Below are 18,417 nucleotides of genomic sequence, written 5' to 3'. Positions count from 1 at the left end.
CGCGGTCAGGCCAGTCCCCGGCGGGCCACCGCCGGGGGCCGGGTGCCCCGGATCGAGGCGACCATGTCCAGCACCTGCCGGGTCTCGGCGACCTGGTGCACCCGGTAGACCTGCGCGCCCAGCCAGGCCGAGACGGCCGTCGTCGCGAGGGTGCCCAGCAGCCGCTCGTCCACCGGCTTGTCGAGCGTCTCGCCGACGAAGTCCTTGTTGGACAGCGACACCAGCACCGGGAAGCCGGTCGCGGTCATCTCCGGCAGCCGCCGGGTCGCCTCCAGCGAGTGCCGGGTGTTCTTGCCGAAGTCGTGCCCCGGGTCGATGATCAGCGCGTCCCGCCGCACGCCCAGCTCCACGGCCCGCTCGGCCAGGCCGACGGTCACCCGCAGGATGTCCGCCATGACGTCCTCGTAGCCCACCCGGTGCGGCCGGGTGCGCGGCTCGGCGCCGCCCGCGTGCGTGCAGACCAGCCCCGCGTCGTACCGCGCGGCCACCTCGGCCAGCTTCGGGTCCACTCCGCCCCAGGCGTCGTTCAGCAGGTCCGCGCCGGCCTCGCAGACCGCCTCGCCGACCTCGTGCCGCCAGGTGTCCACGCTGATCACGGCGTCCGGGTGGCGCTTGCGCAGCTGCGCCACGAACGGCACCGTGCGGCGCAGCTCCTCCTCGACGGTGACCTCGTCGCCCGGCCCCGCCTTGACCCCGCCGATGTCCAGGATCGCGGCGCCCTCGGCCACCGCCCGGTCGGCGGCGGCGAAGGCGGCCTCGTCCGCGAACGTCGCCCCCCGGTCGAAGAACGAGTCCGGGGTCCGGTTGACGATGGCCATGATCACCAGCTCGTCGTCACCGAATTCGCGCGGTCCCAGGCGCAGCGCCACCGATGTCTCCTCCACGGCTCGCCAGGGTGCGATGATGGCCCCCGGCCTCACTTGGGACCATGCTGTCATGATCAGCGCGGTCCGGGCACCTGACAGCAGGCCGGCCGGGAAGTCGGGAGGACAGCTCGTGTTCTGGGTGATCGTGGTCGCCATGGCCGTGGTGGTCGGCGGCGCCGCGCTGGTGGCGCTCGGCGGCGGCGGTTCGATGCCGGAGGCGGTTCAGGACCGCCTCGCGGCGCGGCTGCCGCAGGACCGTCCGCTGCACAAGACGGACGTGGACGACCTGCGCCTGCCGATGGCCGTGCGCGGCTACCGGATGGACGAGGTCGACGACGTCCTGGACCGCCTCGGCGCCGAACTCGCCTACCGCGACTCGCGGATCGCCGAACTGGAGGCCGCCGCCCACCTGCGCGGCGCGGTCGAGGCCACCACGGGACCCGACGCCGGCGCCGAACCGCTGCCGGGCCTGGAGGCGTTCGCGAAGGTCGTCGAGCCGGCCGGGGCGCCCGAGGACGCGAAGCCGGCGGAGGACCGGTGACCGGTCCGCAGGACGGCACCGTCCTCGGCGCCGACGGCCTGCTCCGCTGCGGCTGGGGCGACTCGACCGACGACTACCGGGTCTACCACGACACCGAGTGGGGCCGCCCGGTGCACGGCGACGACGCCCTGTTCGAGCGGGTCTGCCTGGAGGCCTTCCAGTCCGGCCTGTCCTGGCTGACCATCCTGCGCCGCCGCGAGGGCTTCCGGGCCGCGTTCGCCGGCTTCGAGATCGGCAGGGTCGCGGAGTTCGGCGAGGCCGACGTCGAGCGGCTGCTCGCCGACACCGGCATCATCCGCAACCGGGCCAAGATCGAGGCGGCCATCGCCAACGCCCGGGTCGCCCGCGAGCTCGACGGCGGCCTGGAGGCGCTGATCTGGGGCTTCGCAGGCGACCCGGACCGGCCGGCCCCCCGCACGCTCGCGGAGGTCCCGGCCGTCACGCCCGGGTCGACGGCGCTCGCGAAGGCGCTCAAGAAGGAGGGCTTCCGCTTCGTCGGCCCCACCACCGCCTACGCGCTCATGCAGGCCTGCGGCCTGGTCGACGACCACCTGGCGGCCTGCCACGTGCGCACCGAGCCCCGGAGCCCGTCGCGGAAGGCCCGGCAGCCCCGGTAACGCGGTGCTCAGCGGCCCCGGTAGGCGGGCTTCTCCTTGGCGATGAAGGCGCGGACCGCGATCCGGTGGTCCTCGCTCGCGCCGGCCAGGGTCTGCAGCTCGTCCTCCTTGTCGAGCAGTTCGTCCAGCGAGTGCGAAGCCCCGTACGCCAACGACTCCTTGATGGCGCCGTAGGCCACCGTCGGGCCCTCGGCCAGCTCGCGGGCGAAGACCCGTGCGGTGGCGGCCAGTTCCTCGGGCGCGACGACCTTGGTGGCCAGGCCCAGCTCCATCGCCTCGGTGGCCCTGACCGTCCGCGGCAGCATCAGCAGTTCGGTGGCCTTGGCGTGTCCGACCAGCCGGGGGAGCGTCCAGGAGGCGCCCGAGTCCGCGGTCAGCCCGATCCCGGCGAAGGCGGTGTTGAAGCCGGCCTTCTCGGACAGGATCCGGAAGTCGCAGGCGAAGGCGAGCGAGGCGCCCGCGCCCGCCGCGACCCCGCCGACCGCCGCGACGGTCGGCTTGCGCATGCCCGCCAGCGCCCGCACCAGCGGGTTGTAGTGCTCGGCGACGGTCCGCAGCGCGCCCTCGCCGGTCTCGTCGGCCCGCTTGAGCATCGCGAGGTGCTCGTTGAGGTCCTGTCCGACGCAGAACGCGCGCTCGCCCGCCCCGGTCAGCAGCACGGCGCGCACCGCCGGGTCCGCCGCCGCGGCGGCCATCGTGTCCCGCAGCGCGACCTTCGTCGCGACGTCCAGCGCGTTCATCGCCTCCGGACGGTTGATCGTGATGACGGCCAGGCCGCCGTCCAGCTCGTACAGCACGGAATCGGACATGGGCGAGGGGTCTCCCTTGTGATCGCTGCGGTGTCGTCGGGTGTCAGGATGCCGGAGCACCGGGCCGCCTGGGGAGTGTGAGGTATCGCACCTTCCGGTGGTGTCGGCACCGCCGCCGCGGCGGGGCTTATGGCGGCAAATGCGGCGGTTGGGGTTGATCCGGCCGAGGTTGCACCGAGAGTGATGTTGGTCATCAGGCCGTGGCATGCGGGATAATGGCTTCCGATCAATGCGTTCGATACCGGCGGTGGACGGACTGCCGGTGCGTAGCTGAGCGGTTGCAGGAAGGGGAACGAGCATGGCGGCCATGAAGCCGCGGACGGGTGACGGCCCGCTCGAAGTCACCAAAGAGGGGCGGGGCATCATCATGCGCGTTCCGCTCGAAGGCGGCGGACGCCTCGTGGTGGAGCTCACGCCTGACGAGGCCGACGCCCTCGGCGAGGCCCTGAAGAAGGCCTGCGGCTGACCGCAGCGGGCGCTCCCCATCTCCTGGAGATGTGCTGCCGGGCCCGGGTTCGACGTCATGTCGGCCCGGGCCCGCGGCTTCCCGGGGCCGTCCTGCGGGCGCGCCCGGAGGTGCTCAGCGCTTGACGGCGCAGAGCAGCCCGTCCGAGACCGGCAGCAGCGCGGGCAGCAGCCCGTCGCTCTCCCGGACGTCCTGGACCAGGTTGCGCACCGCGTCCGTCTGCGGGTCCTGCAGCTCCGGCTCGGCCAACCGGCCCTCCTGGAAGACCCCCTCGAAGCAGACCATCCCGCCCGGCCGCAGCAGCCGCAGCGCCTCCGCGAGGTACTCCCGCGACTCCGCCGGATCGCCGTCGCAGAACACCAGGTCGTACTGGCCGTCCGCGAGCCTCGGCAGCACCTCCAGCGCCCGTCCGGGTATGAACCGCGAGCGGTTGGCCGCGAAGCCCGCCGCCTGGTACGCCTCGCGCGCCAGTTGCTGGCGCACCGGCTCGGAGTCCACCGTGGTCAGCACGCCGTCCGGCCGCATCCCGCGCAGCAGGTAGACCCCGGAAACCCCCGTCCCGGTGCCGATCTCGGCGACCGCCTTGGCGTCCAGCGCGGCCGCCATCAGTCTCAGGCAGGCCCCGCCGCTCGGCCCGATCGCCCGTATCCCCGTCCGCGCGGACTGCGCCCGGGCGTAGGTCAGCACCGCGTCCTCGCCCACGTAGGTGTCTGCGAGGGCCGCGCGCGCGGGCCCGAACTCGCTGATGGCTGCCTCTTTCGGAGCCCCGGGTGGCGGCCCGGTGCCGGGGGATGTCGATATTTCCTGCCACAGATTACTGGCCGGGCGGGAACCGCGTACGGCGGCGGGCCGTTGTGAGGAGGGACCGGGTACGGGAGACCTCCCGGGCACTTTTATCCGGGCTTGACGGGTGAGGTGGATATGGTGGTGGCCCTGCTGGGCAGAAGAGCCGACCGAGGAGGTGTGGCCGAGGGCGACGTCCCCGTGCGGCGGCACGTCCGCGGCACCACGTCGGCCCGTACGCCGAAGCCCGTGATGAACCAGCCTGCGCACTCCGACCTGGACCAGCTCGCCGCCGCCGCGACGCCGGACGCCGGTACCACCGAGGCCCCCGCCCTCGCGACCTTCACCGAGGGTCCCGACGCGCAGTCCTGGACTCCCCCCACGTGGGAGGAGATCGTCGAGGCCCACAGCGCCCGCGTCTACCGCCTCGCCTACCGCCTGACGGGCAACCAGCACGACGCCGAGGACCTCACGCAGGAGGTCTTCGTCCGGGTGTTCCGTTCGCTGTCCACCTACACCCCCGGCACGTTCGAGGGCTGGCTGCACCGGATCACCACCAACCTGTTCCTGGACATGGTCCGCCGCCGCCAGCGCATCCGCTTCGACGCGCTCGGCGACGACGCGGCCGAGCGCCTCGCCTCCCGCGAGCCCAGCCCGGCCCAGCACTTCAGCGACACCCACTTCGACGCCGACGTGCAGCAGGCCCTGGACACCCTCGCCCCGGAGTTCCGCGCCGCCGTGGTGCTCTGCGACATCGAGGGCCTGTCCTACGAGGAGATCGCCGCCACGCTGGGCGTCAAGCTCGGCACCGTCCGCAGCCGCATCCACCGCGGCCGCTCCCACCTGCGCGCCGCGCTCAAGCACCGCGCCCCCGGTTCGGCCCCCGGGCGCGAGCGCCGCGGCGGCTCGGAGGAGCCGGTGCCGGTGGGCGCCGCCGTCGGCGAGGTCCCGGTGACACCGGGCGGGCGCGGACGGAGGCGATCGTGAGCGGAACCGGCCGCTCGGGGTCGGGCCGTCCGGAGCCGTCCGGCCGGTCCGCCACCAGGCGGGGCTGGTCCCTGCCCGGCCGCCGTGGCGGTGACGAGCCGGGCGAGCCGCTGCCGTCCGCCGCCCCGCTGCCCGGCGACGCCGAGCTGCGGGCCGTGGCCGTGCGCCCCGCCGAGCCCGCCGCCGAGGAGCACCACCTCGGCGAGCGCCTGTCCGCCTTCCTGGACGGCGAGCTCGGGCACGACTCCCGCGAACGCGTCCAGGCCCACCTGGCGACCTGCCCGCAGTGCCTGGCCGAGGCGGACGAGGGCCGCGGCGTCAAGCACCTGCTGACCCGCACCGGCACCCCCGCCCCGTCCTCGGCCCTGATGGCCCGCCTGATGGCCGTCGGGAGCCTGCCGGACGACGAGCAGCCCGGCTCCGACTGGCGCGACGGCCGGGACGACGACGACCTGCCCGGCGGCGGCGTCACCGGCCCCGGCACGCTCGGCGGCAGCCGGCTCAACGGCGGCTCCTTCGGCCGGGGCGCCGGCGCCTCCTTCGGCGCGGGCGCGCTCGGCGCCGACACCCCGCTGCCCGGGGTCGACCCGCGCGCGTTCGGCCGCGGCGGGGCCGTCCTGCGCCCGCTGATGGGCCGCCGCGCGCCGCGTCCCGAGGCCCCGGCCCGGCCGCAGCCCGCCGCCGCGGTGGCCGTGGTGCGGCCGTCCGCGCCGCGCGGGCGCCGCTTCGTCTTCGCCGCCGCCGGCGCCTTCTCGGTGGCCGCGGTGACGCTGGGCGGCGTCGGCGGCCTGACCGCGCAGAGCGAGGACCAGCACGGCACGTCGGTGAGCCCGGTCGGCTCGGCCGGCACTCCCGGCCGCACCGGCGGGCTGGTCCCGATGAACGCGCAGGTCCCGGTGGACTTCCCGGGCTTCCCGGTCGCCTCGACGCACGAGGCGACCCCGGCGCCGGACCGCCCGGCGGGCGGGCTGACCGCCCTGCACCGGGAACTCCGTTAGCCCCTGCCCTATAAACCCGCGCCACAGCGCCGCTCGCGGACGGCTATCGGCCATCGGCCGGTCTTTACCACGGGTTCATCACACCGTGGACCAGGGACCCGCCGATGGCCATTACCCTGTAGGAACCGTCGTCCGACGAGCTAGGGAGCACAGGTGTTCAGCGACGTAGGCGGGCTGGAGATCCTCACCCTGATCGTCATGGCGATCATCATCTTCGGCCCCGACAAGCTCCCGAAGCTGATCCAGGACACGATGGGCTTCATCCGCAAGGTCCGCTCCTTCGCCGACAGCGCGAAGGAGGACATCCGCAGCGAGCTCGGCCCGGAGTTCAAGGACTTCGAGTTCGAGGACCTGCACCCCAAGACCTTCGTCCGCAAGCAGCTCATGGGCGGCAACGAGGACCCGCTGGGCCTCAAGGACATGAAGGACTCGCTGGACATCCGGTCCGTCCTGGACGACAAGCCCGCGACCCCGGTGAACGGCCGCGCCGGCAGCGTCAGCTTCGACAAGGCCGCCGCCCCGGCCGCCGCCTCCGCCGGCCCGCCGCTCCAGCCCGGCGAGCGCCCCCCGTTCGACCCCGACGCGACCTGACCGCGCCCCCGCGCCGTCTCCCTTCGGCAACGCCGCCGCCCCGCTCGCCCGCACGATTGAGCGGGGCGGCGGCGTGCGCGCCGCTATTGTGCTGATTGTTCCCGTCGAGCTGTCCGTCAGTTCCCGCGCCCGCGCGGGCCGCAGGACGCGCGCCGGGGGCGCCGGGGCCCGCCACCAAGGGAGCGGGGTCCCGGCAGGCACACGTGCTTTAGAGGAGGCCCGGGGATGGACGCGACGAGTCAGGCGGGAGGGGCGACGGCCACGGCCGGAGGCCCGGTGGTCGGCGGGCAGGCCGGCCCGGTGGACCCGCTGGTGCCCTACCTGTCCGCCGACTTCCCGTGGTACGGCCTGGACGACGGCTGGACCGGCCGCCGCTACCTGATGCAGGCCGGTGCCGGTGGCCCCCGCGGCCTGGCGTCCGCCGGGGTCGACTACGGCACCCTCGGCCACGGCGAGGAGCCGGCCCGCCAGTTCGAGCCGCGCGACGTGCGCAAGTTCGCCGTCGTCGTCACCGTCGCCCGCCGTGACAGCCGCCGCAGCGCCGACAACACCGGCACCCTGGAGGCGACCTCCGCCTCCTCCGCCGCCTGGCTGGCCGGCTCCGGCCTGCTCGCCGCCACCTGGCCCGGCCAGCTGGACCGGGCGCTGCGCCAGGACTGGCTGGAACAGCAGAGCTCCCTCGCGTGGGACCTCGCCGACGACCTGGCAGGCCCCGGCTGGTCCACCCTGAGCCTGCCGGTGAACGGGCTCCCGCAGCCGTTCCGCTACCGCGAGTCCGAGTACGGCTGGGTGCTGGCCGGCGAGGCCCCAGGCGTCCTGCTGGGCGCGTACGGCCGCGGCATCAGCGCCTACGGCGCCGGCTTCTCGACCGTCCCGGACCTGACCGCGTACACCCGTCCCTAGTGCCACGGCACCGGCGCCGCGGCACCGGCGCCGTCCGCGAACGCGCCGAGGGGCCGGGTGGCGCACCACCCGGCCCCTCGTGACGTACGGCTAGAACTTGTTCCTGGGCGTCAGTCCGAGCGACATGCCGGACAGGCCGCGCTGGCGCCCGCCGAGCTTGCCGGCGACGGCGCGCAGGGCGACGCCGGCCGGGGAGTCGGGCGCGGCGAGCACGACCGGGCGGCCGTCGTCGCCGCCCTCGCGCAGGCGGACGTCGATCGGGATCGAGCCGAGCACCGGCACGGTCGCGCCGACGGTGCGGGTGAGCGCGTCCGCGACGGTCTGGCCGCCGCCGGTGCCGAAGACGTCGATCATCTCGTCGCAGTGCGGGCACGGCATGCCGGACATGTTCTCGATCACGCCGACGATCTTCTGGTGCGTCTGCACCGCGATCGTGCCGGCCCGCTCGGCCACCTCGGCGGCGGCCATCTGCGGGGTGGTGACGATCAGGATCTCGGCGTTCGGGACCAGCTGGGCCACCGAGATCGCGATGTCGCCGGTGCCCGGCGGCAGGTCGAGCAGCAGCACGTCCAGGTCGCCCCACCAGACGTCGGCGAGGAACTGCTGGAGGGCGCGGTGCAGCATCGGGCCGCGCCACACCACCGGGGCGTTGCCCGGGGTGAACATGCCGATCGAGATGACCTTCACGCCGTTCGCCTGCGGCGGCATGATCATGTCCTGGACCTGGGTGGGCCGGCCCTCGACGCCCAGCATGCGCGGCACGCTGTGGCCGTAGATGTCGGCGTCCACGACGGCGACCTTCAGGCCGTCCGCGGCCATCGCGGCGGCCAGGTTGACGGTCACCGAGGACTTGCCGACGCCGCCCTTGCCGGAGGCGACGGCGTACACGCGGGTGAGGGTGCCGGGCTTGGCGAACGGGATCTCCCGCTCGGGGGCGCCGCCGCGCAGCAGCTGGGAGAGCTCCTTGCGCTGCTCGTCGCTCATCACGTCGAGCTCGACCTCGACGCCGCTCACGCCGGGGACCCGTCCGACCGCCTCGCGGACCCGGGCGACGATGGTCTCGCGCATCGGACAGCCGGAGACGGTCAGGTAGACCGCGACCCGCACCGCGCCGCCCTCGGCGATCTCGACCGATTTCACCATGCCGATCTCGGTGATCGGGCGGTTGATCTCCGGGTCGTTGACGGTCGACAGCGCCTGGCGCACGGACTCCTCCGTGACGCCGGCCGCGACCTCTGTCTCGTTGGCCATGCCTTGATGGTACGGCGCCCGCCGACCCCCTTAACCCGTCGGTAGCGTGCCGCCGGTCACAGCGCCTCGCTGGTCTCCCGGCGCTCCTCGATCTCCTTCAGCAGGGACTGGAGTTCGGACCGGATGAAGTCGCGGGTGGCGACCTCGCCGAGGCCCTGGCGCAGCGCGGCCACCTCGCGGGTCAGGTACTCGGTGTCGGCGATGTTGCGGTCGCTGCGGGCCCGGTCCTGCTCCATGTTGACGCGGTCCCGGTTGTCCTGGCGGTTCTGCGCGAGCAGGATCAGCGGCGCGGCGTAGGAGGCCTGCAGCGACAGGACCAGGGTCAGGAAGATGAACGGGTAGGAGTCGAAGCGCACGCCGTTGGGGAGCAGGGTGTTCCAGGCCACCCAGATGATGATCACCACGGTCATCCAGACGATGAACCGTCCGGTGCCGAGGAAGCGGGCGATGCGCTCGGAGAGCTTGCCGAAGGCCTCGGGGTCGTACGAGGGCAGGGAGAGCAGGCCCGGCCGGGCGGTGCGCGGCTGGTCGAACCGGACGCGGTTGGAGCCGCTGATCGGGGAGGTCTCCAGGCGGTCCCGGCTGCCCTCGCGGGTGCGCAGTTCGCGCAGCTGGCGCAGTTCCCGCAGCTCGCCTCGCAGGCGCCGGCGTGCGGGGTCGTCGTCCGCCCGTCCCTTGCGGTCAGCGTCCACCGATCGCCCCTTCCGTCTCGTGCTGGTCGTGGTCCCGGGCGTGCAGCGCGGCGTCGCGCCAGTCCTCCGGCAGCAGGTGGTCGAGCACGTCGTCGACGGTGACGGCGCCGAGCAGGTGGTCAGCTTCGTCGACGACCGGGGCCGCGACCAGGTTGTAGGTCGCCAGGTAGCTGGTGATCAGCGGCAGCGGGGTGTCCGGCGGCAGCGGGTCGAGGTCGTCGTCGACCAGCGAGCCGACCAGGACGTACGGGGGCTCGCGCAGCAGCCGCTGGAAGTGCACGGTGCCGAGGTAGCGGCCGGTCGGGGTCTCGTTCGGCGGGCGGCAGACGAAGACCTGCGCGGCGAGCGCGGGCTTGTGGTCGCGCACCCGGATCCGGGCGAGGGCCTCGGCGACCGTCGCGTCCGGCTCCAGCACGACCGGCTCGGTGGTCATCAGACCGCCCGCGGTGTCCTCCTCGTAGGACAGCAGGCGGCGCACCGGCTCGGCCTCGTCCGGCTCCATCAGCTGGAGCAGGCGCTCGGCCTCGTCGTTCGGCAGCTCGGAGAGCAGGTCGGCGGCGTCGTCCGGGTCCATCGCCTCCAGGACGTCGGCGGCGCGCTCCTCCTTGAGCTTGCCGATGATCTCGACCTGGTCGTCCTCGGGGAGCTCCTCCAGGACGTCGGCGAGCCGCTCGTCGTCGAGTGCGGCGGCCACCTCGGCGCGGCGCTTGGCGGACAGGTGGTGCATGACGCCGGCGAGGTCGGCGGGGCGCAGCTGCTCGAAGGTGGCGAGCAGGTTGGCCGCGCCCTGGTCCTGCTCGGGCAGCGCGAAGCCGGTGACGTCCTGCCAGTCCAGGGTGAGCCGCTCGCCCTTGCCCTTGCGCAGCCGCCCGGCCCGGCCGACCTGGACGAATACCTTGCTGATCTCCCACTCGCGCAGCCGGCTCTGGACCATGCCGACGTCCAGTACCGTGACCGGCTCGTCGGTCTTCGACCACGTGACGGTGCGGTCCAGCAGCTCGGCGAGGACGAGGGTCTCGGCGGGGCGCTGCTCGAAGCGGCGCAGGTTGATCACGCCGGTGGTGAGCACCTGGCCGGACTCCAGGCTGGTGATCCTGGTCATCGGGAGGAAGATCCGGCGCCGCCCGACCACCTCGACCACGAGTCCGAGCACCCGCGGCGGGCGCCCGCCCAGGCGCAGCGTGACGACCACGTCGCGGACCCGGCCGACCTGGTCCCCGTTCGGGTCGAAGACCGCGATCGCGGAGAGGTGGGAGATGAAGACCCGGGTGCCTGGCCCTGCCATGAACTCCCTCGACTCGCTCGACCGGTCCGAAACCGTGCTGGGTGCGCGCCGCGGCGCCCCCGTTGGCCAAGGCTACCCGCGGCGTGCGGGAGCGGCCCGACGAGGCACCGCCGCGACGCCGGGAGTAGCGGGTACGGACCTTCAGCGGCGCTTGAACAGCAGTTTGGGCAGACCGGCCGGGATCGGCCGGCGGGTGGTCGCCGGGGTCGCCAGCGGCTCGGCGGCGTGCGAGCCGTCCGGCATCGCGCCCGGGCGCTCCGCCAGCGGGCCGGCCGGCTCCAGCCGCAGCACCCGGCACTCGCGGGCCCAGCGGTCGGCGATGGTGTCGGTGTCGGGCGCGTTCAGCCGCTTGCCCTTGAGTTCCTCGACCGCGCCCAGCCAGGCCTCGCTGTGCGGGGCCAGTTCGGTGACCCGGGCCGGCCAGCCGGTGAGCCGCCCGCCCTTGTCCTTGCTGCGGACGGTGACCACGGCGGCGGAGCCGGCGGCCAGGCCGTGCAGCGGCTGCTCACCGCCGTCGCCGACGACGACCACGGCACCGTCGTGCCACGCGTGCCAGACCGGGCGGGACTGCTCCTGGCCGTCGGCGCGGACCCAGAGCAGTCCGGACTTCTTCGCGGCCTCCTCCAGGAGGGCCTGGTCCAGGAAGTCGTCGGCGGTGGCGGGCGTACGGTCCATGGCGCACAGCGTACGGCCTCCGCCCTCCACGGGCCGTCTCACCCGTCGGGCGACAGTTCCATCGCCGCGGCACGGGCCTTACGGTGAGACCCGCTCAGCCACCCCGCCAGCCACCCTCGCCCGCGAAGGAGCGCCGTGCCCGCCGCCCGGCCCGCCACCGCCCCCGCGTCCACCACGGGTGCGTCCCCCTCGCACCCGCTGCCCACCCTCGACCTCCTGCTGCTCGCCGTCTCCATCAGCGGCATCTCGCTCTCCGGCCCGCTGATCAGCGCCACCGCCGCGCCCGCGCTCGCGATCGCGTTCTGGCGCAACGTCATGTCGGTCGGCGTGATCGGCCCGTACGCGCTGCTGCGCCACCGCGCCGAGCTGCGCGGGATCGGCCGGCGGGCGCTGCTGCTCGCGGCCGCGGCCGGCGCCCTGCTCGCGCTGCACTTCGCGCTCTGGATGCCGAGCCTGCGGATGACGTCGGTGGCCTCGGCGACCGCCCTCGTCACCACGTCCCCGCTGTGGACGATCCTGCTGATGCGGCTGTTCGGCACCCGGGCGCCCCGGATGGTCTGGCTCGGCATGGGCGCCGCCTTCGCCGGCGTGCTGGTGCTCACCGGCGTCGACCTCTCGCTCTCCCCGCGCGCGCTGCTCGGCGACGCCCTCGCGCTCGGCGCGGGCCTGGCCGCGGCCGGGTACATGCTGCTGGGCGCGGAGGTCCGCAAGACCGTCAGCACCACCGCGTACACGCTGGTCTGCTACGCCACCACGGCGGTCGTGCTGCTGGGGATCTGCCTGGCCGCCGGGACGCGGATGTCCGGCTGGCCGGCCGGGGTGTGGTGGCAGATCGTGCTGCTGATGGTCGCCGCGCAGTTCCTCGGCCACTCGCTGAGCAACCGCGTGGTGCGCACGCTCGGCCCGTCCGTCACCTCCACCGCCGTCCTGCTGGAGGCCCCGGGCGCGGCACTGATCGCGGCGCTCTGGCTCGGCCAGCGGCCCCCGGCGGCCGCCTACCCGGCGGTGGTGCTGATCCTGCTCGGCCTGGTGCTGGTGGCCCGCGCCGGGCGGCGCTGACGGCGTCCTGCGGGCACTACAGCCAGCCGTTGCGCCGGAAGCCGCGGTACATCGCGACGCAGATCACGGCCACCGCGCCGAGCACCAGCGGGTAGCCGTACCGGTGGTGCAGCTCGGGCATGTAGTCGAAGTTCATGCCGTACACGCCGGTGATCATGGTGGGCACGGCGAAGATCGCGGCCCAGGCGGTGATCTTGCGCATGTCCTCGTTCTGCGCGACCGACACCTGCGCGAGGTTCGCCTGGAGCAGCGAGTTGAGCAGTTCGTCGAAGCCGTGCACCTGCTCGGTCACCCGCGCCAGGTGGTCGGCGACGTCCCGGAAGTACTTCTGGACGTCCGGGTCGACGAGCCCCTGCTGCGGCTCCGAGAGCTGCTGCATCGGGCGCAGCAGCGGGACCACCGCCCGCTTGAACTCCAGCACCTCGCGCTTGAGCTGGTAGACCCGGCCGACGTCGGTGCCGCGCCCGCCGCGGTTGCAGAAGACGTCGAACTCGATCTCGTCCACGTCGTTCTGCAGCCGCTCGGCGACCAGCAGGTAGTTGTCCACGACGTGGTCGGCGATCGCGTGCAGCACGGCGGCCGGGCCCTTGGCGAGCAGCCCCGCCTCGTCCGCGTCCGCCTCCAGCCGGTGGCGCAGGTCCTGGAGCGAGCCGTGGCCGCCGTGCCGGACGGTGATCACGAAGTCCCGCCCGGCGAAGACCATCAGCTCGCCGGTCTCGACGACCTCGCTGGTCGGCGTCAGCTGGTCGTGCTCGACGTACCGGATCGTCTTGAACACCGCGAACAGCACGTCGTCGTAGCGCTCGACCTTGGGCCGCTGGTGCGCGTGCACCGCGTCCTCGACCGCGAGCGGGTGCAGCCCGAAGCGCTGGGCGATGCCCTCGAACTCCTCCTCGGTCGGCTCGTGCAGCCCGATCCAGCTGAACGAGCCGGCGCCGCCCGGCAGTTGACGCGCGGCCCGGACCTGCCGGGCGGCCTCGCGCGGGCTGCAGCGCTGCCCGTGCCGTCGGCCGTCCTGGTAGACCGCGCAGTCCACCACGGCCGAGCCGGCACCGCCCGGCGGCACGGTGTCGTAGCGGCCGGCGGCCGGACGGCGGCGGCCCGGGCGGACGGCGGCGCGCAGGTTGTTGATCATCGACATGGCAGGCTCCCTGGAACAGGAGCCGCCGCACGTGCGGCGCGAGTGGGCGGAGGGCCGCGGGTGCGACGGCGAGGAACACCGGTGAAGGGCGGGGAGCTCTCCCGGCCGGTCCGTCCGCGGGCCGCCCCCGGCCGCCGCTACGGGATCAGCGGGCGGGGCGGGACGTGCGGGAAGGGCGCTGGGCAGAGCTGCCGGTACTCCGATCTCGGCCGGTATCCACCGCAACCACCTCCTTCGCGCCGCGGCCCCGGAAGGCCCGAACTCATGGTTCCCGGTGGCCAGTCGCTCACCCTAACATCCGACCGGCGACCGGCGCCGGGTCCGGTCCGCGGGATACGCTCACGGGCATGGCGCACGACTTCCCGATCTTCGGCGACCCCCACGGCTCCTCCCCGGAGCTCTCCCGGGAGGCGGTGCTGGCGGCCGTCGAGGCCCGGCTGATCGCCACCTTCGGCGAGCCGAGCGGCCGCGCCGCGGTCACCTTCCTCGGCACCGACCGGATCGAGCTGCTGCGCTTCGGCCCGGACGCCGGCGGCCTCGTCCGCTACACGACCCTCGGCATGGCCGCCGCCCCGATGGCCGACCCGACCGCGATGGTCGCCGACCAGGTGCGCGGCCCGCGCGCCGAACTCGTCCTGACCGTCCGCGGCGGACGCGACGACGTGCTGCGCAGCCTCGCCACCTTCGCCGCGACGCCGCAGGTGGAGGGCCTGGTGGTGGCCCCCGGCGGCTCGCTGGACCTGGGCTCCCCGCTGTGGGCGGGCGCGCCGTTCACGTCGGTCCTGGTCGCCGAGCCGGGCGGTCTGGTGCCGGACCTCGACCTGGACGAGCCCGCCGACCCGGTCCGCTTCCTCCCGCTGCTGCCGATGACCCCCAACGAGGCCGGGTGGAAGCGCGTCCACGGTGCCGCCGCCCTCCAGGAGCGCTGGCTGGAGCACGGTACGGACCTGCGCGACCCGGAGCGCCGCGGCGTCCGTCTGGACTGACGGGGCGCCACCTGGTGCGCGCTCCGGGCGCACCCCGCCCCGGCGCTCCCGCACGCCCGCGCGGCTCCCCGCGCGGGCTCAGCCCCCGATCGGCTTCGCGCCGGTGGCCTGGGCCAGCAGCGCCTCGTACACCCCGGGGTCGGTGGTGTGCGCGCCGAGCCGGACGGTCTTGCGCTCGCCGTGGTAGTCGCTGGACCCGGTGACCAGCAGCCCGAGCTCGCCGGCCAGGCCGCGCAGCCGGGCCCTGGTCTCCTCGTCGTGGTCGGTGTGGTCGACCTCCAGCCCGGCCAGCCCGGCCGCCGCGAGCTTCGCGATCACCTCGTCGGAGACGGTCCGCCCGCGCTTGACCGCGCCGGGGTGGGCGAACACCGGCACCCCGCCGGCCGCCCGGACCAGCCGGACCGCCTCGGCCGGGTCGGTCTCGTGCTTGCGGACGTCCGCCCGGCCGCCGTTGGCGAGCCACTCGGCGGTGAAGGCGTCCGAGACGGTCGCCACCACGCCGGCCTCGACCAGCGCGCTCGCGATGTGCGGCCGGCCGACCGAGCCCTCGCCCGCGATCCGCCGCACCTGCTCCCAGTCGATGTCCGCGCCGAGCTCCCGGCAGCGCTCGACGATCGCCCGCCCGCGCCGGAACCGGTCGGTGCGCACCAGTTCCCGCTCGGCCGCGAAGGCCGGTTCGGCCGGGTCGAACAGGTACGCCAGCAGGTGCATGCTGATGCCGTCCACGACGCAGGACAGCTCTGCCCCCGGCACGACGGTCAGCCTGGTGCCGGCCGGCAGCGCGTGCACGGCCTCGGCGGCCCCGGCGTGCCCCGCGACGGTGTCGTGGTCGGTGAGCGCGACGACGTCGAGGCCCGCGGCGACCGCCGCCGCGACCAGCTCGGCCGGGCTGTCGGTGCCGTCGGACGCGTTGCTGTGGGCGTGCAGGTCGATGCGCACGGGTCGGACCTCCTGGAGCTCGCGGATGCGGCCCAGGATAGGGCGCTCAGCCCAGGAGCCGGGGGGAGAGGGCTCCGCAGGGCAGGAGGTCCAGTTCGGCGCCCGCCTCGCGAAGGTCGGTGAGGACCAGCTCGTCGTACATCACCAGTGCGGACTGCTCGGGCCACGCGATCGCCCACAGCCAGAGCCCGCGGGCCTCGCCGACGAACACGGCGCGGTCGGCCGGGGCGTCCGGGACGTGGAACATCGGGGTGGGCCGCCCGGCGGCCATCAGCTTGGCGTCGGCGGGCTTGTAGAGGGCGACGGACTCGCCCGGGTCGGGGCCGGGCATCCCGGCGTAGCGGGCGCCGAGGCCGACGCCCAGCTCCTCGGCCACCAGCACCAGCTCGCCGAAACCGCCGAGCGGGGCCGGCCCGGAACAGGCGACGGCGGTGGCGCGGGCGCCGGAGACGTCGTCGCCGACGTGCGCGATGCCGGTGTAGAGCCAGCCGACTGGCAGCGGCCAGGGCAGCCACACCGGGACCTGGGAACGGGCGACGGCCACGCCGAGCGCCTCCACGCTCGGGGGCAGCACCGGCTGCATCGGGTGCACGGCTCCGTGCTGGTCGCACTGCCAGGTGTCCGAAAACAGACCGGGGGCGCGGACCCGACCGGCGCACCTCGGGCAGCTTGGCTCGCCCCTCATAGCCGACAACGCTCCTCCCTCCGGACCGCCGCGTCAAGGACGATCACCCGTAAGGAGGGTTCGGCGGCACCTGTCGGTGGCGGGACGCCCGGCCCGGCGCGGGTGGGCGCGGGTGCGGGCGGCTCAGGTTGGGGGATGTCCAGCGGCGGGGGGCGGCAAACGTCGGGCCGGTGGGGCCGGGCCGGGCCCGGACGCACTGACGCCCCGTCATCGGCGATAGCGGTGACGGGGCGTCAGTCGGGTTTCGGCACGTCCGGATCGGACGCTCCGGGCTCGTCGGCGGCGGGCGGGGTCTCCCGGTCGGAGGCGCCGCGCGGGGTCAGACGGTCGGGCACGGACGGATGAGCAGGCGCTCGCCGGTGCGGGCGGCGGCCTGCACGACCTCGCGGACGGTCTCGGCGTCGGCGATCAGGCGGTCGGTGGCGGAGCCGTTGGCGTCGTCCAGCCGGACGATCTCGAAACGCATGGGCTTCGTCATGGGCGTCTCCTTTCCTCGCCCCGCGTCACGGGGCGGTTGCGGCTGAGTCGGTATCAGCCCTTCCGGGGTCTTGCGGGCGGTCCGGCGCTTGGGCCGGATCACGCGGCTCGTACGTGTGGCGGTCTGCTGCGGCAAGGGCTCCCCCTGCTTGCCCGGTGCTGCTGGTGCCTCGTGGACCACGGTGTCGTGGCGGTGCTTCCGGACCGTTGCCCGTCCGTTAAGTACTGGTTTCAGTGGATCGAAACCCGCGGAGGGCCGGCGATGATTCCCGGACAGAATCAAAGATTACCGTAACTAACGACTTTTGTCCTGCGTTGAACGCGGTCGAACTTCGAGAAGTGGTTCAGACCACGTCGGGCGAGGCCCCGTCACCGGCCCAGAACGCGGCCAGCGCGTGCGCCGTCGCGGCCGGGCGCTCGGCGTTGGGGGAGTGGCCGGCGTCCTCGACGACCACGCGTCGGGCACCGAGCCGCTCCGCCATGCCCGACTGCGCCGGCACCGGCCAGGCGTAGTCCCGCGCGCCGGAGAGCACCAGCACGGGCAGCCCGGCGGTGGCGGCGGCCAGCTCGTCGACCCGGTCCGGCCCGGCGACCAGGTGGCCGCCGGTGACGGCCAGCGCGCGCGGCACGTTGGCCAGCCAGCGGCGGTGCAGGAACGCGGCGACGTCGGCGGCCGGGCGCTCCTTCTGGTCGCCGCCGCCCTCCTCCATCTGCCGCATGACCTGCCAGATCTCCTCCAGGCTCAGCACCGGCAGCGCGTCCAGCAGCAACTTGGTGCGGGCCGCCTCGGCCGGGTCGATGGCGCCCGCGCCGGTGGACATCAGCGTCAGCGAGGCCCACGGCAGGGGCCCCTCGACCGCCGCCGCGAGCACCGCCTCCCGGACCACCTGCCCGCCGAAGGAGTGCCCCACGAGGTGCACCGGCCCGCCGTCGCCGTCCTCCCCGGCGAGGGCCCGGGTGAGCGCCCGGACGTCCTCCCCGAGGGCCCCGACGGCATAAGCGGCCGGATCGTCGGGCCCGCCGGTCTCGTACTGCCCGCGCTGGTCGACCGCCGTCACCCGGTACCCGGCCGCCGCGAGCGGCTCCAGCAGCGCGATGAAGTCCTCCTTGCTGCCGGTGAACCCGGGCACCAGGAGCGCCGACCCGCGCACCGCGCCCGCAGGCTCGGCCCGCAGCGCCGCGAACCCGCCCCGCTCGGTCGCGACCCGCAGGGCCCGGGCACAACGGGGAAGGGTGAGGAACGGCGGCGTGCTCATGGACCTGCTCTCCTGCGTGCGTCGTACAACTACCCGGGCCAAGCCCGAGCCTAGGGCCTGTCCTCACGTCCCGGGGAACGCCGGAGGGGGTGGGCAGGCCCGTTCCGGGCCCGCCCACCCCCTCCGGGGTGGGTGCGTCAGCTCTCCGGGGTCGCCTCGGCGGCCTTGCGGGTGCGCGTCCGGCGGCGCGGGGCCGGGACCTCGGCGGTCTCGGCCACGGTCTCGGCCGCGACGGTCTCGGCCTTGGGCTTGCGGGTCCGGGTGCGCGTGGCGGGCTTCTTCTCCTCGGCCGGAGCCTCGGTGACGGCGACCTCGGTCTCGGCCGCGACGGTCTCGGCCTTGGGCTTGCGGGTCCGGGTGCGCGTGGCGGGCTTCTTCTCCTCGGCCGGAGCCTCGGTGACGGCGACCTC

21 protein-coding genes and 1 pseudogene are annotated in these 18,417 nt (G+C 74.5%); 9 read left to right on the top strand and 13 right to left on the bottom strand.

Going from position 1 to position 18,417, the window contains the following annotated elements:
* Positions 1-5: 5 nt before the first annotated feature.
* Positions 6-818 (bottom strand): dihydropteroate synthase, encoded by an 813-nt coding sequence (folP, locus tag AB0C76_RS11695; protein WP_359963527.1) that lies wholly within the window; start codon positions 816-818, stop codon positions 6-8.
* Between the two features lie 178 nt (positions 819-996).
* Between folP and AB0C76_RS11690 the strand changes: the two genes are divergently transcribed.
* Both AB0C76_RS11690 and AB0C76_RS11685 read left to right on the top strand, forming a co-directional pair.
* Positions 997-1,407 carry a DivIVA domain-containing protein gene (locus AB0C76_RS11690; RefSeq protein WP_359963524.1) on the top strand — a complete coding sequence of 137 codons (411 nt, stop codon included), beginning with the start codon at positions 997-999 and terminating at the stop codon, positions 1,405-1,407.
* Positions 1,404-2,024, top strand: coding sequence for a DNA-3-methyladenine glycosylase I (locus AB0C76_RS11685; RefSeq protein ID WP_359963262.1), 621 nt, complete (start codon positions 1,404-1,406; stop codon positions 2,022-2,024). Before AB0C76_RS11690 ends, AB0C76_RS11685 begins: the two co-directional genes overlap by 4 nt.
* An 8-nt stretch (positions 2,025-2,032) precedes the next feature.
* Here the strand turns inward: AB0C76_RS11685 and AB0C76_RS11680 are convergent, their stop codons facing one another.
* Positions 2,033-2,833: an enoyl-CoA hydratase-related protein gene (locus AB0C76_RS11680; RefSeq protein WP_359963261.1), complete on the bottom strand. Its 801-nt coding sequence runs from the start codon at positions 2,831-2,833 to the stop codon at positions 2,033-2,035.
* Between the two features lie 298 nt (positions 2,834-3,131).
* Between AB0C76_RS11680 and AB0C76_RS11675 the strand changes: the two genes are divergently transcribed.
* Positions 3,132-3,299, top strand: coding sequence for a DUF3117 domain-containing protein (locus AB0C76_RS11675; protein ID WP_014137929.1), 168 nt, complete (start codon positions 3,132-3,134; stop codon positions 3,297-3,299).
* Positions 3,300-3,413: 114 nt separating this feature from the next.
* Here AB0C76_RS11675 and AB0C76_RS11670 read toward each other — a convergent pair whose 3' ends face one another.
* Positions 3,414-4,046 (bottom strand): O-methyltransferase, encoded by a 633-nt coding sequence (locus AB0C76_RS11670; protein ID WP_329928162.1) that lies wholly within the window; start codon positions 4,044-4,046, stop codon positions 3,414-3,416.
* Positions 4,047-4,220: 174 nt separating this feature from the next.
* Between AB0C76_RS11670 and sigE the strand changes: the two genes are divergently transcribed.
* From sigE to AB0C76_RS11650, 4 genes are all read left to right on the top strand, one after another.
* A complete protein-coding gene (gene sigE, locus AB0C76_RS11665; protein ID WP_359963259.1) occupies positions 4,221-5,069 on the top strand; it encodes an RNA polymerase sigma factor SigE in 849 nt (282 codons plus the stop codon).
* The gene (locus tag AB0C76_RS11660; protein ID WP_359963257.1) at positions 5,066-6,067 is read left to right on the top strand and encodes a zf-HC2 domain-containing protein; all 1,002 of its coding nucleotides are present in this window, start codon (positions 5,066-5,068) and stop codon (positions 6,065-6,067) included. The genes sigE and AB0C76_RS11660 overlap by 4 nt, the downstream gene beginning before the upstream one ends.
* Before the next feature lie 153 nt (positions 6,068-6,220).
* Positions 6,221-6,658, top strand: a complete 438-nt coding sequence (locus AB0C76_RS11655) for a sec-independent translocase (protein ID WP_359963254.1) — start codon at positions 6,221-6,223, stop codon at positions 6,656-6,658.
* Between the two features lie 225 nt (positions 6,659-6,883).
* Complete coding sequence (locus AB0C76_RS11650; protein WP_359963251.1) at positions 6,884-7,561, top strand: hypothetical protein; 678 nt, start codon at positions 6,884-6,886, stop codon at positions 7,559-7,561.
* Positions 7,562-7,651: 90 nt separating this feature from the next.
* Here AB0C76_RS11650 and AB0C76_RS11645 read toward each other — a convergent pair whose 3' ends face one another.
* The 4 genes from AB0C76_RS11645 to AB0C76_RS11630 form a co-directional block, all read right to left on the bottom strand.
* Complete coding sequence (locus AB0C76_RS11645) at positions 7,652-8,812, bottom strand: Mrp/NBP35 family ATP-binding protein (RefSeq protein WP_359963248.1); 1,161 nt, start codon at positions 8,810-8,812, stop codon at positions 7,652-7,654.
* A gap of 56 nt (positions 8,813-8,868) precedes the next feature.
* Positions 8,869-9,384 (bottom strand): DUF1003 domain-containing protein, encoded by a 516-nt coding sequence (locus tag AB0C76_RS11640; protein WP_359963521.1) that lies wholly within the window; start codon positions 9,382-9,384, stop codon positions 8,869-8,871.
* A 109-nt stretch (positions 9,385-9,493) separates the two neighbouring features.
* On the bottom strand, positions 9,494-10,789 hold the full coding sequence (locus AB0C76_RS11635; RefSeq protein WP_359963245.1) for a CBS domain-containing protein: 1,296 nt from the start codon (positions 10,787-10,789) through the stop codon (positions 9,494-9,496).
* A 141-nt stretch (positions 10,790-10,930) separates the two neighbouring features.
* Positions 10,931-11,464: a hypothetical protein gene (locus AB0C76_RS11630; RefSeq protein WP_359963242.1), complete on the bottom strand. Its 534-nt coding sequence runs from the start codon at positions 11,462-11,464 to the stop codon at positions 10,931-10,933.
* 198 nt (positions 11,465-11,662) lie between these two features.
* On the opposite strand from AB0C76_RS11630, the gene AB0C76_RS11625 reads away from it, so the two are divergent.
* On the top strand, positions 11,663-12,523 hold the full coding sequence (locus tag AB0C76_RS11625) for a DMT family transporter (RefSeq protein WP_359963518.1): 861 nt from the start codon (positions 11,663-11,665) through the stop codon (positions 12,521-12,523).
* A gap of 16 nt (positions 12,524-12,539) precedes the next feature.
* Here the strand turns inward: AB0C76_RS11625 and corA are convergent, their stop codons facing one another.
* Complete coding sequence (gene corA / locus AB0C76_RS11620; RefSeq protein ID WP_359963239.1) at positions 12,540-13,664, bottom strand: magnesium/cobalt transporter CorA; 1,125 nt, start codon at positions 13,662-13,664, stop codon at positions 12,540-12,542.
* A 347-nt stretch (positions 13,665-14,011) separates the two neighbouring features.
* Here corA and AB0C76_RS11615 point away from each other — a divergent pair, with 347 nt between their 5' ends.
* Entirely contained in the window at positions 14,012-14,650 is a 639-nt protein-coding gene (locus AB0C76_RS11615; RefSeq protein ID WP_359963237.1) for a suppressor of fused domain protein, read from the top strand.
* Positions 14,651-14,728: 78 nt separating this feature from the next.
* Here the strand turns inward: AB0C76_RS11615 and AB0C76_RS11610 are convergent, their stop codons facing one another.
* The 5 genes and pseudogenes from AB0C76_RS11610 to AB0C76_RS11590 form a co-directional block, all read right to left on the bottom strand.
* Positions 14,729-15,589, bottom strand: a complete 861-nt coding sequence (locus tag AB0C76_RS11610) for a PHP domain-containing protein (protein ID WP_359963234.1) — start codon at positions 15,587-15,589, stop codon at positions 14,729-14,731.
* Positions 15,590-15,635: 46 nt separating this feature from the next.
* Entirely contained in the window at positions 15,636-16,274 is a 639-nt protein-coding gene (locus AB0C76_RS11605) for a DUF6758 family protein (RefSeq protein WP_359963231.1), read from the bottom strand.
* Positions 16,275-16,593: 319 nt separating this feature from the next.
* A complete protein-coding gene (locus tag AB0C76_RS11600) occupies positions 16,594-16,752 on the bottom strand; it encodes a hypothetical protein (RefSeq protein WP_359963543.1) in 159 nt (52 codons plus the stop codon).
* 343 nt (positions 16,753-17,095) lie between these two features.
* Positions 17,096-18,007, bottom strand: coding sequence for an alpha/beta fold hydrolase (locus AB0C76_RS11595; protein ID WP_359963229.1), 912 nt, complete (start codon positions 18,005-18,007; stop codon positions 17,096-17,098).
* Between the two features lie 137 nt (positions 18,008-18,144).
* Positions 18,145-18,417, bottom strand: a pseudogene (locus AB0C76_RS11590) (DEAD/DEAH box helicase); the annotation flags it as partial.

Source organism: Kitasatospora sp. NPDC048722, assembly GCF_040650235.1.
In the GTDB taxonomy this organism is placed as follows: Bacteria; Actinomycetota; Actinomycetes; order Streptomycetales; family Streptomycetaceae; genus Kitasatospora.
Note: the sequence above shows the minus strand (reverse complement) of the source record. Positions and strands in the feature narration are given on the sequence as shown.